The sequence below is a fragment of the Janthinobacterium salmonicoloratum genome (genome assembly GCF_051380845.1).
GTDB lineage: Bacteria > Pseudomonadota > Gammaproteobacteria > Burkholderiales > Burkholderiaceae_D > Janthinobacterium > Janthinobacterium lividum_F.
In genome coordinates this window covers 169,577-184,967 of sequence record NZ_JBNYXV010000003.1, presented here as the reverse complement: position 1 = coordinate 184,967, position 15,391 = coordinate 169,577, and the positions used below count along the sequence as shown (strand labels likewise).

Below are 15,391 nucleotides of genomic sequence, written 5' to 3'. Positions count from 1 at the left end.
CGGTTTTTTCATGGTGCTTTCGCTTACACTGGCGTTTTCCCCCTTTGACTGCCCCATGCTGCAACAAATCCTGCGCGCGCCCGCGCTCAAGGCCATCCTGATCCAGGTGCTGGCCTTTCCCCTGCTGTTGCTATTGGTATATGGCCTGGCACGTGCCGGCGTGGCCATGTCGCTGCCGGCCGTGGCGCTGGTGCAGGGCGTGCTGGCGGCGCTCATCACTTGGCGCGCGGGACTGGCGCGCTGGTGGTGTGCCATCGGCCTGCTGTTTGCGCCCGCCTTGCTGGCGGCCAGCCTGCTCGATTTGCCGCCGGCCGTGTTTCTGGCGGCCTTTGTTTTCCTGCTGAGCCTGTACTGGTCCACGTTCCGCACGCAAGTGCCGTTTTACCCGTCGGGGCCGAAGGTATGGCAGGCGGTGGCCGAACTGGTCGCGGACCGTCCCGGTGTGCGGCTGGTCGATATCGGCAGCGGCCTGGGTGGCCTGGTGCTGGACCTGGCGCGGCGCCGGCCCGATGGACATTTTTCCGGCATCGAACTGGCGCCGTTGCCGTGGCTGGCAAGCCGCTTGCGCGCAAGGCTGGCGGGGAGCCGCGCGCGTTTCCTGCGCGGCGACTACGAAGCGCTCGATTTCGGCCGCTACGATGCGGTCTTTGCCTACCTGTCGCCGGCGGCGATGGCGGCCCTGTGGCTCAAGGCGGAAAGGGAAATGTTGCCCGGTAGCATGCTTCTTAGTTACGAATTCCAGATTGCGGCACGCGAGCCCGATAAGACCATCGCCGCCACAGAGGGTGGCCCTTTACTTTACATATGGTGCTTTTAAGCAATTGTCTGCGTTATTTGCTTGCCCGTGGGGCAATCTCACGTTATTGTAGTTCCACACGGCATTTTCTCGGAATTGCATTGAAAAGCAGCACATTTCAATTAACTTCCGGTTGCTTTTTTTGTCGCTGTCTTTGCCGGCGGCGCAGCCGCCAGAAGACAGGAACAGGTTTGAACATGCCGGGCACACAGTCCCGGCCATTATTGGGAGTCAGGGCACTTGTTAGTCATAATCGGATACATCATCGTCTGCGCCTCGGTCTTCGGCGGCTTCGCGCTGGCCGGCGGCCATCTGGCGGCGCTGTTTCAGCCGCTGGAGTTGCTGATGATCGGCGGCGCCGCCCTGGGTGCTTTCCTTGTTGGTAACAATAACAAGGCCATCAAGGCAACGATCGCCGCCTTGCCCAGCCTGTTCAAAGGCTCGCGCTACACCAAAGAGCTGTACATGGAACTGATGTCGCTGTTGTTCGAAGTGCTCAGCAAGGTGCGCAAGGAAGGCTTGATGTCGATCGAAGGCGATATCGACAAGCCGGAAGAAAGCCCGCTGTTTTCCAAGTATCCGGCCGTGCTGGCCGACCACCATATCATCGAATTCATGACCGATTACCTGCGCCTGATGGTATCGGGGAATATGGATGCCTTTCAGATCGAAAACCTGATGGATAACGAAATCGAGACGCACCATCACGAAGGCGCCGTGCCGGCCCACGTGATCGCCAAGGTGGGCGACGGCTTGCCCGCTTTCGGTATCGTCGCCGCCGTGATGGGCGTGGTGCACACGATGGAGTCGGTGGGCATCCCGCCAGCCGAGCTGGGCATGCTGATCGCACACGCGCTGGTCGGCACCTTCCTTGGCATCTTGCTGGCCTATGGTTTCGTCGGCCCGCTGGCCAGCCTGCTGGAGCAGAAGCTGGAAGAGTCGAGCAAGATGTTCCAGTGCGTGAAAGTAACCCTGCTGGCCAGCCTGAACGGCTATGCGCCGGCGCTGGCCGTGGAGTTCGGCCGCAAGGTGCTGTTCTCGACCGAGCGCCCGACGTTCAATGAGCTGGAAGACCACATCAAGAAATCGAAAACGAAGTAAGCAGTGAATATACGCCTGGACACCATGAGTCATTTGCAGCACACGGAAGGGGGACGCCATGGCCGATGAAGGCATGCGCCCGATTATCGTCAAGCGTATCAAGAAAACGGCTGGCGGACACCATGGCGGGGCGTGGAAAATTGCCTACGCCGACTTTGTCACGGCCATGATGGCCTTTTTCCTGCTGATGTGGCTGCTTGGCTCCACTTCGAAGGGTGACTTGAACGGCATTTCCGAATTCTTCAAGACACCGTTGAAAGTGGCCATGGCAGGCGGTTCCGGCAGCGGCGAAAGCAATTCCGTGATCCAGGGCGGCGGCCAGGACCTGTCGCGCCAGGATGGGCAGGTGCGCAAGGCGCAGGAAGAGCAGCAGCGCAAGTCGTTCGACCTCAATTCCGCCAAGGCCGCGCTCGAACGCGAGGAAGGCAAGCGCCTGCAGGCGCTCAAGGCGCGCATCGAAGCGACCATCGATGCCAATCCCCTGCTGAAAAAATACAAGAACCAGTTGCTGCTCGATATCACCAGCGAAGGCTTGCGCATCCAGATCGTCGACGAGCAGAACCGTCCGATGTTTGCGCTCGCCAATGCGAATCTGCAACCGTACACCAAGGAAATCCTGCACGCCATCGGCTCCGTTCTGAATGAAGTGCCGAACCGCATCGGCCTGTCCGGGCATACGGATTCGACGCCCTACATGAGCGATGCCGGCTACAGCAACTGGGAATTGTCGGCCGACCGCGCGAATGCGTCGCGACGCGAACTGGTGATTGGCGGCATGAAGGAAGAGAAAGTATTGCGCGTGGTGGGACTGGGCTCGGCCGCCCACCTGGACAAGCTCGACCCCTTCAATCCGATCAACCGGCGCATCAGCATCATCGTCATGAACAAACGCACGGAAGAAAATGTCCTGCGCGATGGGTCGGCGATCGAGCTGCCGGTGACCGATGCCGCCTCCGCCGCTGTCGCTTCAGGGCTGGCGGCCGGTGCGCCGCCCGCGGCGCCAACCCCCAGCCCGGTAGCGGCGAAAAAATAACACGCAAGGCTGTCAACGCGTGGTGTATTGAAACAATGAGACCTTTATGACAAGAAAGAAAATACTTGGCTCGCATGTAAAGCGCCTGCTGTCTGGCGTGTCGGACCATGGCCGCAAGCACTTGACGGAGGTGGAAACCGACCTGGTGCAGACCGGCATCTTGCTGGAAGAGGCGATCGAGAAGCTGTCCTTCAATTTCATGGCGATACATGCGGCTGTCGCTGCGCAGCAAGATACCATCGCCCTGCTGCTCGAAGGTGGTATTCCGGCCGAGCAGCAGCGGGAAAAACTGCTGGCGTTGCAGGATGAGGTGGGGGGCTACGTGAATGCCGCCATCACCAGCCTGCAGTTCCAGGATATGACCAGCCAGCTGATCGAGCGCACCTTGAAGCGCGTGACGGGCTTGCGCGAGTTCCTCGGTACCCTGGGCGAGCATGGCGCGGAGATGTTGCCGGAGAGCGACAATGAAGAAATTGTCGCCTTGCTGGGGCGGGTCAGCATGGCGCTGGCGATTCAAAGCCTGGAGTTGCGCAGCGTGCTGCGCAAGGCTGTCAGTCAACAGCATTTGGAAAGTGGCGACATCGAGCTGTTCTAGCATGCCAGTGCGGAACGCTTGTGGTTGCATGGATTGATTAATCAAATACTCGGGCAGGATGCCCGGAAAAAGTGGGAGCAAAGATGGCCAAAACGATACTTGCAGTGGACGATTCCAGCTCATTGCGCCAGATGGTGGCGTTCAGTCTGAAAGCCGCCGGTTACCAGGTGGTGGAGGCCGTCGACGGCCAGGACGGACTGGAAAAAGCCAAGCTGCAAACCGTGGACCTGGTATTGACGGACCAGAACATGCCGCGCATGGATGGCCTGGAGCTGATCAAGCTGCTGCGCGAACTGCCGACCTATCAGAAGGTGCCCATCCTGATGCTGACGACGGAGTCATCGGACGAGATGAAATCGAAAGGACGTGCCGCCGGCGCCAATGGCTGGCTGGTCAAGCCTTTCGATCCGCAACGCCTGATCGAAGTGGTCAAGAAGGTGATCGGCTGATGCCAGCCGCGCAGCACAACGATGCAATTGACGGAGTCACCCTATGACCATCGATATTAGCCAGTTTTTTCAGGTCTTTTTCGATGAGGCCGAAGAACTGCTGGCTGAAAAAGAACGGCTGCTGCTGGCCGTTGATATTGCGGCGCCCGACGCCGAAGACCTGAATGCCATTTTCCGCACCGCCCATTCGATCAAGGGCGGCGCGTCGACGTTCGGCCTGAGCGACATGAGCGAGGTGACGCACATCCTCGAGTCGCTGCTCGACCGCATCCGCCAGGGCCAGATGGCCCTGACGGCGGAACACGTCGACGCCTTTTTGGCGGCAAAGGATATCCTTAAGATGCAGCTCGACGGCCACCGCCTGGGCAGCGCCGTCGACCAGGATGCCGTGGCCAATGTGCGCATGATGCTGCAGTCGTTCTCGCAGGACGTACCCGTGGCAGCGCTTACGCCCGTCGCGCCGGCCTTCCATACGGCGGAAAAGGCAGCCGTCAGCCATGCCGGCGGCCATCGCATCCGCCTGGAACTGCCCAGCATGGAGCCGCGCGAAGTCGATGCGCTGGCGGCCGAACTGGGCTTGCTGGGCGACGTCGCCGTGTCCACCTTGCCCGACGCGCGCAAGGTGCTGGAAGTGACGACGCATGAAAGCCTGGACGATATCCTGGCCATCTGCTCGTTCGTGCTCAATCCGGACGACATGGTGATCACGCAGGCGCCGCCACTGGCGCCAGGCGAAGCCGAAGCGGCCCGCGCGGCGCAGGAAAAAGCCCAGGGCTATGGTTTCTTCGACCCGCTGCCAGGCGCGCCTGGCGCGCAGGGTGCGGCGGATCCCGGCTATGGCTTCTTCCAGCCGCTCGAGGATATCCGCGCCGCCGCAGGCGTGCAGAGCGACGCCGAACAGGGCTACGGTTTCTTCCAGCCCCTCGAACAGATTCGCGCCGATGCGGCCAAGGCGGGCAACGCCAGCGCTGCCGCCACGCCGGCCGTGGCGAGCGCCGTGGCCGAAGCGGAGCAGGAAAAGAAACCGGTCAAGAAAGAGGGCGACAAGGCCGGCGCCGAGTCGTCGTCGATCCGCGTCTCGATCGAGAAAGTCGACCAGCTGATCAACCTGGTGGGCGAACTGGTGATCACGCAGGCGATGATCGAGCAGCGCGCCAGCGCGCTCGACCCGATGCTGCATGAAAAACTGCTCGACAGCGTCAGCCACCTGACGCGCAATACGCGCGACTTGCAGGAAGCGGTGATGTCGATCCGCATGATGCCGATGGATTTCGTCTTTTCGCGCTTCCCGCGCATGGTGCGCGACCTGGCCACGAAACTGGGCAAGAAGGTCGACTTCATCACCAATGGCGCCGCCACGGAACTGGACAAGGGCCTCATCGAACGCATCGTCGACCCGCTCACGCACCTGGTGCGCAACAGCATCGACCATGGCGTGGAAATGCCGGCCGCCCGCGTGGCAGCCGGCAAGACCGAGGCCGGCCGCCTGTTCCTTTCGGCCAGCCATCAGGGCGGCAACATCATCATCGAAGTGTCAGATGATGGCGCGGGACTGAACCGCGAGCGCATCCTGGCGAAGGCCGCGCAGCAAGGGTTGGACGTGTCCGAGACGATGAGCGACGCCGAAGTGTGGCAGCTGATTTTCGCGCCCGGCTTTTCTACCGCCGAAGCGGTCACCGACGTGTCGGGCCGCGGCGTGGGCATGGATGTCGTCAAGCGCAATATCAGCGCCATGGGCGGCGTGGTCGACATCCGTTCGGCGAAGGGTTTCGGCACGACGATCTCCATCTCGCTGCCGCTGACCCTGGCCATCCTGGACGGCATGTCGATCCGCGTCGGCGACGAAGTGTATATTTTACCGCTGGGCTTTGTCATCGAATCCCTGCAGCCAGCCGTTGAGGATATCAAGGACATCAGTGGCAAAGGGCAAGTGGTGAAAGTGCGCGGCGAATACCTGCCATTGATCCCGCTGTACCAGATGTTCGACATTGCGCCGCGCTTTACCAGTCCCTCGGAAGGCATCTGCGTGATCCTCGAGACGGAAGGGCGCAAGGCGGCCCTGTTTGTCGACGACCTGGTGGGGCAACAGCAGGTCGTGGTGAAAAACCTCGAATCGAATTACCGCAAGGTGGTGGGCATTTCCGGCGCCACCATCCTGGGCGATGGCGGCGTGTCGCTGATTCTCGATGTCGCCGCCCTGATCCGTTCCTCGCGCCAATTGGCCGACGAGTCCATTTTTTCGTAATACCGATAGATAAAAGATAGGAAAACGCACCATGTCAGATACTCAACAAACATCCGGAAGCAATGCGGGCGACGGCAAGGACATCGCCGGCCGTGAATTCCTGGCCTTCACCCTGGGCTCCGAAGAGTACGGCATCGATATCCTGAAGGTTCAGGAAATCCGTGGTTACGAAGCGGTTACCCGCATCGCCAACGCGCCTGAATTCATCAAGGGCGTGATCAACCTGCGCGGCATCATCATCCCCGTGGTCGACATGCGCATCAAGTTCAATCTGGGCACGCCCGTGTACGACCAGTTCACGGTGGTGATCATCCTGAACATCGGCGGGCGCATCGTCGGCATGGTGGTCGACAGCGTTTCCGACGTGACCACCCTGACGCCGGAGCAGGTGAAACCGGCGCCGGAAATGGGCACCGCCTTCTCGACCGACTACATGATCGGCCTGGGCACCATCGACGAGCGCATGCTGATCCTGGTCGATATCGACAAGCTGATGTCGAGCAGCGAGATGGGCCTGATCGACAAGCTGGCGGCGTAAGCAGCCGCATGGCAGCAAGGCGGCGCCCGGTGCGCCGCCGTATTGGCACGCAAAGAATCACTACAGATATGCATGTACCGGCGCGGGCAGAGGCGCGCCGGCAGGCTGCAAGGTCCGACAGAGACCAGGCCATAACACGGCGCCGTCCGGTTGAACGGGCGCCGTTCACATAAATATTGGAGACTGTAATGAGTTTGCGCGATTTCAAGATAGGCACCCGGCTGGGGATAGGTTTTGGCAGCATCCTCGCCATCCTGGTGGTGGTGATCGTTTCGGCGAATGCACTGAATTACCGTAACAAGGCCCAGTTGCTCACGGGCCTGGCACTGGCCAGCGAAAAGAATACGCAGGCGTCGCTGATGAAAAGCGCGATGCTGGAAACCGGTATCGCCATGCGCAATATCGGCCTGCAGGGCGATGTGGGCCTGATGCAGGCGGAAGAGGGCAAGGTGCGCGAGCAGCGCAAGCTGTACGACGGCGCGCGCGGCAAGCTGGCCAGCCTGGGTCTGTCCGAGGGCGAGAAGGCGCTGCTGGCCAATATCGCCAAGGTCGACGGCGAAGTCGATGCCGCTTTCAAGGAAGCGATGGGGCAGGTGCTGGCGTTTAACAGCGAGGGCGCGGCGAAGGTGATCGCCACCCGCATCGACCCCTTGAACAAGACGACCCTGGCCGATATCAACAAGCTGCTCGACTTGCAGCATGTGGCGCAGCAAAGCTTCATGGACGACTCGCTGGCGGCCGATGCGCGCCTGATGACGGTCTTGTTCATCCTCGGCGGCGCGGCGGTGGCGATCGGTGCCTGGTGTGCCATCTTCATCACGCGCTCGATCACGGTGCCGCTGTCCGGCGCCCTGGCGGTGGCGCAGAAGGTGGCTGCCGGCGAGCTGACGGCGCGCGTGGTGGTCGAGGGCAAGGATGAAACGAGCGCGCTGCAGCAGGCGCTCAAGGACATGAACGAGAGCCTGGTGCAGACGGTCAGCGACGTACGCAATGGAACGGACACCATTACCGTGGCGTCGCGCGAGATCGCCAGCGGCAATGCGGACCTGTCGGCACGCACGGAAACGCAGGCCAGTTCGCTCGAAGAGACGGCTTCGTCGATGGAAGAGCTGACGTCGACCGTGAAGCAGAACGCGGACAACGCGCGCCAGGCCAACCAGCTGGCCGTGTCGGCGTCGTCGGTGGCGGAGCAGGGTGGCAAGGTGGTGGCGCAAGTGGTCGATACCATGGGTTCCATCAAGGACAGTTCGCGCAAGATCGTCGACATCATCGGTGTCATCGACGGCATCGCGTTCCAGACGAATATCCTGGCCTTGAATGCGGCCGTGGAAGCGGCGCGCGCAGGCGAACAGGGACGCGGTTTTGCGGTGGTGGCGTCGGAAGTGCGTAATCTGGCCCAACGCTCCGCTGGCGCAGCGAAAGAGATCAAGGGCCTGATCGGCGACTCGGTCGACAAGGTCGATGCCGGCAGCCGCCTGGTGGACGAGGCGGGACAGACCATGGGCCTGATCGTCACGTCGATCCGGCAGGTGGCCGACATCATGGGCGAGATCACGGCGGCGACGCAGGAACAGAGCCATGGCATCGAGGAGGTGAACCAGGCCATCGCGCAGATGGACCAGATGACGCAGCAAAATGCGGCGCTGGTCGAGGAAGCGGCGGCGGCCGCCGAAAGCATGCAGGATCAGGCGCAGAAACTGGCCGACGCCGTCAGCATCTTCAAGCTGGACGGAGAAAGCGCGGCGCAGGCGGCCATGCCCGCGCCCGTGCCCGTGAAAGCCGTGGCACGGCCGGTGTCTGGCGTGGCGGAAAATACACGGCGGTTGGCAAAGACGGCGCAAGCCGGCACGCCACCGCCCGCGAAAAAGCTGGCGGCGGCCGGCGGCGACGATTGGGAAGAGTTCTGACGCCAACCCGGTCCCGCTAGTTATACTTGCAAAGGCATTGGTTAGAGTAGTCATAGAGAGGTAAAAACAAAATGCCGCAAACAAAAACGGATTCGGTCAAGGAATTTGATTTCACGGGCAAGGACTTCGAACGGGTCCGCGCCATGATTTACAAGCGGGCCGGCATCGCGCTGGCCGACAGCAAGCAGGAGATGGTCTATAGCCGCCTGGCGCGGCGCCTGCGCGCGACGGGTATCTCCTCGTTCGTCCGCTACCTGGACGACCTGGAAGCTGGCCGCATGGGCGACGAATGGGAAGCGTTCACGAATGCGCTGACGACCAACCTGACATCGTTCTTCCGCGAGGCGCATCACTTCCCGCTGCTGGCCGAGCATGTGAAAAAACTGAGCGGGCCGATCACCATCTGGTGTTCGGCCAGTTCCACCGGCGAGGAGCCGTATTCGATCGCCATGACGGTGTGCGAGGCGTTCAATACGCTCACGCCGCCGGTCACCATCATCGCCACGGACATCGACACGAACGTGCTGGCCACGGCCGCCAATGGCGTCTACAACCTGGACCGGCTCGACAAGATGCCGGCCGACCGTGCGCGGCGCTTTTTCTTGCGTGGCAAGGGCGACCGCGAAGGGCAGGTGCGGGTGCGCCCGGAACTGCGTCAGATGATTACCTTCAAGCCGCTCAACCTGCTGGCCGACAGCTGGCCATTGACTGGCCAGTTCGACGTCATCTTTTGCCGTAACGTGATGATTTATTTTGACAAGGCGACACAGCGCAAGATCCTGTCGCGCTTTGTGCCATTGATGAAGCCGGATGCCCTGCTGTTTGCGGGCCATTCGGAGAATTTCCTGTACGTGTCGGATTCATTGAAGCTGCGCGGTAAAACAGTCTATGAGCTCGATCAGCCTAGGGGCGCCGCGCCCAAGGTATCGTCGCATCGTACATGAGAGTGAAATATGAGCCTGGAATCCAAAGAGCAATTTGCCACTAACGTCTATTACGACAGGACGTTCAATTGTGACGCCGCCAAGATCTTGCCTGGTGAGTATTACTTTACCAACAAGGACATGCTGATCGTCACCGTGCTCGGCTCCTGCGTCTCGGCCTGCATCCGCGACCGCGTCACGGGCCTGGGCGGCATGAACCACTTCATGCTGCCCGATGGCGGCAGCGATCCGAATAGCCCGATTTCCGCGTCGATGCGCTATGGCACTTACGCCATGGAAATCCTGATCAACGATTTGCTGAAGGCCGGCGCGCGGCGCGAGAACATGGAAGCGAAAGTGTTCGGCGGCGGCGCCGTGCTGCGTGGCTTCACGGCGATCAACGTGGGCGAACGCAATGCGGCTTTCGTCATCAATTACCTGAAGGCGGAAAAGATGCGCGTGGTGGCCGAAGACCTCAACGACATCCACCCGCGCAAAGTGTATTTTTTCCCCCGCAGCGGCAAGGTGCTGGTGAAAAAGCTGATGCAGACGCATAACGATACGCTGGTACGTCGCGAACTCGATTACGCAAGTCGCTTGAAAGTTGCGCCGGTGGGCGGCGAGGTCGAGCTGTTCTGATAAACACCCGACCAAACCTGCCGCGTCGCGCTGTGCGGCTTGCGGCGGTTTTATCCGGTGTACTAATTTAATAAAGAATAAGGGCCGCAAGGCCTGGAAGGATAACTATGAAGATCAAAGTATTGATCGTGGATGATTCGGCGCTGATTCGCAGCGTCATGACGGAAATCGTGAACAGCCAGCCCGACATGGAAGTGGTGGGGGCGGCGCCCGATCCGCTGGTGGCGCGCGAGATGATCAAGCAGACCAACCCTGACGTGCTGACCCTCGATGTCGAGATGCCGAAGATGGATGGCCTCGATTTCCTGGAAAAGCTGATGCGTTTGCGCCCGATGCCGGTGCTGATGGTGTCGTCGCTGACCGAGCGCGGTTCGGAAATCACCATGCGCGCGCTGGAACTGGGCGCCGTCGATTTCGTCACCAAGCCGAAGATTTCCATCCAGAGCGGCATGCGCGAGTACACGGACATGATCGCCGACAAGATCCGTGCCGCCTCCAAGGCGCGCATCCGCGCGCGCACCCTGCCGTCGGCCAGCGACAAGGTGGCCGCGCCGCTGCCTGCGCTGCGCAGTCCGCTGACATCGAGCGAAAAGCTGATCATCGTGGGCGCCTCGACGGGCGGCACGGAAGCGATCCGCGAATTCCTCATGCAGATGCCGTCCGATTGCCCAGGCATCCTGATCACGCAGCACATGCCGGAAGGGTTTACGCGCTCGTTTGCGCGCCGCCTCGATTCGCTGTGCAAGATATCGGTACAGGAAGCGGCGGGCGGTGAACGCGTGCTGCCCGGCCACGCCTACATCGCGCCTGGCCATTCGCACCTGACCCTGACGCGCAGCGGCGCCAACTACATGACCAAGATCGACCAGGGCGAACCGGTGAACCGCCACCGCCCGTCGGTCGACGTGCTGTTCCGTTCGGCCGCGCAATCGGCCGGTAAAAATGCCGTCGGCGTGATCCTCACCGGCATGGGCAAGGATGGCGCACAAGGCATGTTGGAGATGAAGGCCGCAGGAGCGTATAATTTTGCGCAGGATGAAGCAAGTTGCGTGGTGTTCGGCATGCCGCGCGAGGCGATTGCTGTCGGCGCGACGCACGAGGTCGGCGCCCTGACGGCGCTGCCTGGCATGGTGCTGGGACACCTGGCTGCGCATGGCATGCGCGCTTTGCGCGTGTAAGCCACGTTTTATATGATCTGAGGCAAGTTTGTTCGCCTAAAAGCAACGAAAATGCTATCCTACAACTTGCTGCCGTAGTGTCGACCATAATGTCGGCATTCATGTCGATATTATTAACAAACCGCTACAGAAACAACGGAGTTATTCATGGCTGATCCAAAGATGAAATTTTTAGTCGTTGACGATTTTTCGACGATGCGCCGCATTGTCCGGAATCTGTTGAAGGAACTGGGTTATGCCAACGTCGATGAGGCGGAAGACGGCGTGATGGGCCTGGCCAAGCTGCGCGCGGAATCGTACGATTTCGTCGTCTCGGACTGGAACATGCCAAACATGGATGGCCTGACGATGCTGCAGCATATCCGCGCCGATCCTGCACTGGCCAAGCTGCCCGTGCTGATGGTCACCGCCGAAGCGAAAAAAGAAAACATCATCGCCGCCGCCCAGGCTGGCGCCAGCGGTTATGTCGTCAAGCCGTTCACGGCCGCGACCCTCGATGAAAAGCTGAACAAGATTTTCGAGAAGCTGGAAAAAGCCGGCGCCTGATCCAGGCTAGCCGTCATCAAGAAAAACGCTGCCCGTGCAAACGGGCAGCGTTTTTTTTCGCCTGTTTGTAGCTTGCCTATACCAGGCCGCCATTCGCGCGCAGCGTTTGTCCATTCACCCAGCGTCCGTCGGGGCCAGCCAGGAAGGCCACGGCGGCGGCGATATCGTCCGGCGTGCCCAGGCGTTCCAGGGGCGCCATCTTGCCCATGCGCTGTATCGTTTCCTCCGTCTTGCCGTTCAAGAACAGGGCCGTGGCCGTGGGGCCGGGAGCGACGGCGTTGACGGTGATGTTCTTGCCGCGCAGTTCCTTGGCGAAGATATTCGTCATCGTCTCGATGGCTGCCTTGGTGGCGCCGTAGACGGAATAGCCGGGCAGGGCCAGGCCAATCACGCTGGTCGAGAAGTTGACCACGCTGCCGCCGTGGCGCAAGCGCGTTGCCGCCTGGCGCATGGTGTTGAAGCTGCCCTTGACGTTGATGGCGAACAGGCTGTCGAAGGTGGCGTCGTCCGTGTCCGCCAGGGCGGGCAGCACGGGTGGCATGATGCCGGCGTTGTTGACCAGCACATCGACGCCGCCGAAGGCAGCTTTGGCCGCATCGAACAGCGCTTGCACCTCGCCCGCATCGGCCACGTTGGCCTTGACCGCGATGGCGGCGCCGCCGTCGGCCATGATGCCCGCCACCAGCGCGTCCGCCGCCTCCTTGCCGCTGGCGTAATTGACGACGACCTGCATGCCGTCGCGCGCCAGGCGGCGGGCGATGGCCGCGCCGATGCCGCGCGAGGCGCCCGTGACGATGGCAACTCTGGCTGGGGTGGATGCTGTATTCATGGATATTCTCCTGTCATGATGGGAGGCCCGCGTGCTGTCGTTGCGAACCAGTACAGCCATTGTGATCTTTATTGAATCATGGATAAAGATGGGGTTGTTGATTTTAGTGTGCAAATTATATTAACAATCGTCATTGGCCTGTCTGGCACGGACAGGCCAGCTCCCGCTGCCCGCAAGCAATTGCGCAAAGGAATTAAATATTTCCTAAAGTTAACTTTACATGTCAAATAATTTGGCCCATGATCGCTGCAGTATTCCACCTCTGTCCTCGACCCCGACAAGAAGGAGCGCACGATGCGCCGAGCACCCGTATTATTTTTCGCCTTGAGCACGGCCCTGTTGGCGGCCTGTGGCGTGAGCCTTGAACAAACCACCGTTGCGCCTGTCGCGTCTGTCGAGATGCAGGAGTCGGCCGCGCAGTTGCCTGCCGAAGCTGAGGGCAGGCATGCCTATTTGCACCGCGTGGGTGGCCATGACTATGTCAGCCTGAGCCAGAATGGCCCGCAGGGCGGCTTGCCGATATTGATGGGTACGCAGCACCATGCGCACGCCATCCGCCTGCTGGCAGCCGATCCGGCCCAGGTGCGGGCCATCCTGCGCAGCCTGAGGCTGCCTGCGAACCAGCGCAAGCTGTGGGCGGGCGAGGAAATCGTGCTCGATGCGGCCAGCTATGACATGTTGCAAGCGGCACGCGGCAGCAACAAGCCGCTGTTTGCCGAACTCAAGTTGGTAGGACTGGAGAAGTAGGAAAAGAAACGGGGCCGAACGGCCCCGCTGTGACTGCGTTTAAATTTCCAGGTTGTCGATCAATCGCGTCTGCCCCAGCTTGGCGGCGGCCAGCACCACCAGCGGTTCGCCGGCGGCCAGTTCGGCGGCGCTCGGCGCTTGCAGGTTGGCGCGCTTGCGCACGGCGATGTAGTCCGATTTCCAGCCGCGGCCGTCGAGCAGTTGCATGACAGCCTGTTCCAGTTCACCGACGGCCAGGTTGCCCTTGCGCACTTCCTCGGCCACGAAATTAAGACCCTTGTACAGTTCCGGCGCCTCGGCGCGTTCGCTTTCTGACAGGTACATATTGCGCGACGACAAAGCCAGCCCATCGTCGGCCCGGTACGTTTCGGCGGCGATGATTTCCGTCGGCAGCGCGAATTGGCGCGCCATGTTGCGGATGATCATCAGCTGCTGGTAATCCTTCTTGCCGAACACGGCCACTCTGGGACCCACGCACGAGAATAGCTTGGTGACGACCGTGCACACGCCTTCGAAGAAGCCGGGGCGAAATTCCCCTTCCAGGGTATTGCCCAGGTCATCGGGCGGGCGCACGCGGTATTCCTGCGGTTCCGGGTACAGTTCCTTTTCCGTTGGCGCGAACAGCACGTACACGCCTTCTTTTTCCAGCTTGGCGATGTCGGCCGCCATGGTGCGCGGATACTTCTCGAAGTCTTCGTTCGGGCCGAATTGCAGGCGGTTCACGAAGATCGACGCGACGACGGGGTCGCCATGCTTGCGCGCCAGGCGCATCAGCGACAGATGGCCTTCATGCAGATTGCCCATGGTGGGGACGAACGCCGTGCGCAGCTGTCCGCTGAGCTGGTCGCGCAATTCTTCGATGTCGGAAATAATTTTCATGGATTGCTTTCGCTAAAACCCCGTTGTACGGTGGTCAGTGACAAAGGGAGAGGATCAGGCGGGCGAATACGCCAGCCGGACGTAGATGGGTGCAAACGGTTCTGCCTGCGTGATTTCGATCAGGGTTTCCTTGGCCAGTTCCAGCAGGGCCACGAAGTTGACCACCACCACGGGCACGCCGCCGGCAATGTCGAACAGCTCGCTGAACTCGACGAAGCGCGACGATTGCAAGTGGCGCAGGATGCTCGACATGTGCTCGCGCACGGACAGTTCCTGGCGGCTGATGCGGTGATGCTGGGACAGCTTGGCGCGTTTCAGCACGTCGAGCCACGCCTGCTGCAAGTCCACTGGTTCCACGTCGGGCCAGGTGGGCGTCAGGCTTTGCTCGATGAAAATCTGCGTGCGCACGAAGTCGCGCTCGAACTGGGGAATGGCGTTCAGGTCGTAGGCGGCCAGCTTGATTTGCTCGTACTCGAGCAGGCGGCGCACCAGTTCGGCACGTGGGTCGCCGCCATCTTCCTCGACGTCGCTCTTGCGCGAAGGCAAGAGCATGCGCGACTTGATCTCGATCAGCATGGCCGCCATCAGCAAGTACTCGGCGGCCAGTTCCAGGTTGCGCACGCGGATCTGGTCGACATATTTCAGATATTGCAGGGTCACCTGCGCCATCGGAATATCGAGAATGTTGAAGTTTTGCTTGCGGATCAGGTAGAGCAGCAAGTCGAGCGGGCCTTCGAAGGCTTCGAGGAAGATCTCCAGCGCGTCTGGCGGAATGTACAAATCCGTCGGCATGCGCAGCATCGGCTCGCCATACAGGCGGGCGATGCCCAGCGGGTCGGCGGCAGGCGCCGCGTCCGTGCTTGCAGATGCTGCAGGGTCGCCGCTGCCGTCGCCATCAGCGACAGGTTCGGGCGACTCGATGACTGCGCCGGCACCGGAAGCGTCGGCTTCCGGCGTGACTGCAGACTCTTCAGGCAACATCGTGC

16 protein-coding genes are annotated in these 15,391 nt (G+C 61.1%); 13 read left to right on the top strand and 3 right to left on the bottom strand.

The genetic code is table 11. The annotated features are described in order from the left end of the window. The first annotated feature begins 55 nt into the window (after positions 1-55). From ACQ4WY_RS17550 to cheY, 12 genes are all read left to right on the top strand, one after another. The gene (locus ACQ4WY_RS17550; protein ID WP_436505113.1) at positions 56-817 is read left to right on the top strand and encodes an SAM-dependent methyltransferase; all 762 of its coding nucleotides are present in this window, start codon (positions 56-58) and stop codon (positions 815-817) included. Between the two features lie 219 nt (positions 818-1,036). Beyond that, positions 1,037-1,897 carry a flagellar motor stator protein MotA gene (gene motA, locus ACQ4WY_RS17545; protein ID WP_353658010.1) on the top strand — a complete coding sequence of 287 codons (861 nt, stop codon included), beginning with the start codon at positions 1,037-1,039 and terminating at the stop codon, positions 1,895-1,897. A 58-nt stretch (positions 1,898-1,955) separates the two neighbouring features. Continuing rightward, entirely contained in the window at positions 1,956-2,930 is a 975-nt protein-coding gene (gene motB / locus ACQ4WY_RS17540) for a flagellar motor protein MotB (protein WP_353658009.1), read from the top strand. A 46-nt stretch (positions 2,931-2,976) separates the two neighbouring features. Then, a complete protein-coding gene (locus ACQ4WY_RS17535; RefSeq protein ID WP_353658008.1) occupies positions 2,977-3,525 on the top strand; it encodes a chemotaxis protein in 549 nt (182 codons plus the stop codon). A gap of 83 nt (positions 3,526-3,608) precedes the next feature. Continuing rightward, positions 3,609-3,974, top strand: coding sequence for a response regulator (locus ACQ4WY_RS17530; protein WP_034758362.1), 366 nt, complete (start codon positions 3,609-3,611; stop codon positions 3,972-3,974). Between the two features lie 43 nt (positions 3,975-4,017). After that, positions 4,018-6,219, top strand: coding sequence for a chemotaxis protein CheA (gene cheA / locus ACQ4WY_RS17525; protein WP_436505112.1), 2,202 nt, complete (start codon positions 4,018-4,020; stop codon positions 6,217-6,219). Positions 6,220-6,250: 31 nt separating this feature from the next. Beyond that, positions 6,251-6,757 (top strand): chemotaxis protein CheW, encoded by a 507-nt coding sequence (locus ACQ4WY_RS17520; RefSeq protein WP_034758356.1) that lies wholly within the window; start codon positions 6,251-6,253, stop codon positions 6,755-6,757. 188 nt (positions 6,758-6,945) lie between these two features. Then, positions 6,946-8,664, top strand: a complete 1,719-nt coding sequence (locus ACQ4WY_RS17515) for a methyl-accepting chemotaxis protein (protein ID WP_436505111.1) — start codon at positions 6,946-6,948, stop codon at positions 8,662-8,664. A gap of 71 nt (positions 8,665-8,735) precedes the next feature. Then, positions 8,736-9,608, top strand: a complete 873-nt coding sequence (locus ACQ4WY_RS17510) for a CheR family methyltransferase (RefSeq protein WP_353658005.1) — start codon at positions 8,736-8,738, stop codon at positions 9,606-9,608. A 9-nt stretch (positions 9,609-9,617) separates the two neighbouring features. Then, complete coding sequence (gene cheD, locus ACQ4WY_RS17505) at positions 9,618-10,226, top strand: chemoreceptor glutamine deamidase CheD (protein WP_034758343.1); 609 nt, start codon at positions 9,618-9,620, stop codon at positions 10,224-10,226. A 107-nt stretch (positions 10,227-10,333) separates the two neighbouring features. Next, entirely contained in the window at positions 10,334-11,404 is a 1,071-nt protein-coding gene (locus tag ACQ4WY_RS17500; protein ID WP_034778028.1) for a protein-glutamate methylesterase/protein-glutamine glutaminase, read from the top strand. Between the two features lie 147 nt (positions 11,405-11,551). After that, the gene (gene cheY, locus ACQ4WY_RS17495; protein ID WP_010396677.1) at positions 11,552-11,950 is read left to right on the top strand and encodes a chemotaxis response regulator CheY; all 399 of its coding nucleotides are present in this window, start codon (positions 11,552-11,554) and stop codon (positions 11,948-11,950) included. A 76-nt stretch (positions 11,951-12,026) separates the two neighbouring features. Here the strand turns inward: cheY and ACQ4WY_RS17490 are convergent, their stop codons facing one another. After that, the gene (locus ACQ4WY_RS17490) at positions 12,027-12,779 is read right to left on the bottom strand and encodes an SDR family oxidoreductase (RefSeq protein WP_436505110.1); all 753 of its coding nucleotides are present in this window, start codon (positions 12,777-12,779) and stop codon (positions 12,027-12,029) included. 294 nt (positions 12,780-13,073) lie between these two features. On the opposite strand from ACQ4WY_RS17490, the gene ACQ4WY_RS17485 reads away from it, so the two are divergent. Further along, positions 13,074-13,526, top strand: a complete 453-nt coding sequence (locus tag ACQ4WY_RS17485) for a hypothetical protein (protein ID WP_436505109.1) — start codon at positions 13,074-13,076, stop codon at positions 13,524-13,526. Positions 13,527-13,565: 39 nt separating this feature from the next. Here ACQ4WY_RS17485 and panC read toward each other — a convergent pair whose 3' ends face one another. After that, positions 13,566-14,405, bottom strand: coding sequence for a pantoate--beta-alanine ligase (gene panC / locus ACQ4WY_RS17480; protein ID WP_436505108.1), 840 nt, complete (start codon positions 14,403-14,405; stop codon positions 13,566-13,568). Between the two features lie 54 nt (positions 14,406-14,459). Then, the gene (locus ACQ4WY_RS17475) at positions 14,460-15,386 is read right to left on the bottom strand and encodes a segregation and condensation protein A (RefSeq protein ID WP_436505107.1); all 927 of its coding nucleotides are present in this window, start codon (positions 15,384-15,386) and stop codon (positions 14,460-14,462) included. Positions 15,387-15,391 lie beyond the last annotated feature (5 nt).

Bases quoted from the DNA above. Each gene is read 5' to 3' on its own strand.
- ACQ4WY_RS17550 (WP_436505113.1), top strand. From the start codon at position 56: ATGCTGCAACAAATCCTGCGCGCGCCCGCGCTCAAGGCCATCCTGATC.
- cheD (WP_034758343.1), top strand. From the start codon at position 9,618: ATGAGCCTGGAATCCAAAGAGCAATTTGCCACTAACGTCTATTACGAC.
- ACQ4WY_RS17510 (WP_353658005.1), top strand. From the start codon at position 8,736: ATGCCGCAAACAAAAACGGATTCGGTCAAGGAATTTGATTTCACGGGC.
- ACQ4WY_RS17500 (WP_034778028.1), top strand. From the start codon at position 10,334: ATGAAGATCAAAGTATTGATCGTGGATGATTCGGCGCTGATTCGCAGC.
- ACQ4WY_RS17475 (WP_436505107.1), bottom strand. From the start codon at position 15,386: ATGTTGCCTGAAGAGTCTGCAGTCACGCCGGAAGCCGACGCTTCCGGT.
- ACQ4WY_RS17485 (WP_436505109.1), top strand. From the start codon at position 13,074: ATGCGCCGAGCACCCGTATTATTTTTCGCCTTGAGCACGGCCCTGTTG.
- ACQ4WY_RS17530 (WP_034758362.1), top strand. From the start codon at position 3,609: ATGGCCAAAACGATACTTGCAGTGGACGATTCCAGCTCATTGCGCCAG.
- ACQ4WY_RS17515 (WP_436505111.1), top strand. From the start codon at position 6,946: ATGAGTTTGCGCGATTTCAAGATAGGCACCCGGCTGGGGATAGGTTTT.
- cheY (WP_010396677.1), top strand. From the start codon at position 11,552: ATGGCTGATCCAAAGATGAAATTTTTAGTCGTTGACGATTTTTCGACG.
- ACQ4WY_RS17535 (WP_353658008.1), top strand. From the start codon at position 2,977: ATGACAAGAAAGAAAATACTTGGCTCGCATGTAAAGCGCCTGCTGTCT.
- cheA (WP_436505112.1), top strand. From the start codon at position 4,018: ATGACCATCGATATTAGCCAGTTTTTTCAGGTCTTTTTCGATGAGGCC.
- motB (WP_353658009.1), top strand. From the start codon at position 1,956: ATGGCCGATGAAGGCATGCGCCCGATTATCGTCAAGCGTATCAAGAAA.
- panC (WP_436505108.1), bottom strand. From the start codon at position 14,405: ATGAAAATTATTTCCGACATCGAAGAATTGCGCGACCAGCTCAGCGGA.
- ACQ4WY_RS17490 (WP_436505110.1), bottom strand. From the start codon at position 12,779: ATGAATACAGCATCCACCCCAGCCAGAGTTGCCATCGTCACGGGCGCC.
- ACQ4WY_RS17520 (WP_034758356.1), top strand. From the start codon at position 6,251: ATGTCAGATACTCAACAAACATCCGGAAGCAATGCGGGCGACGGCAAG.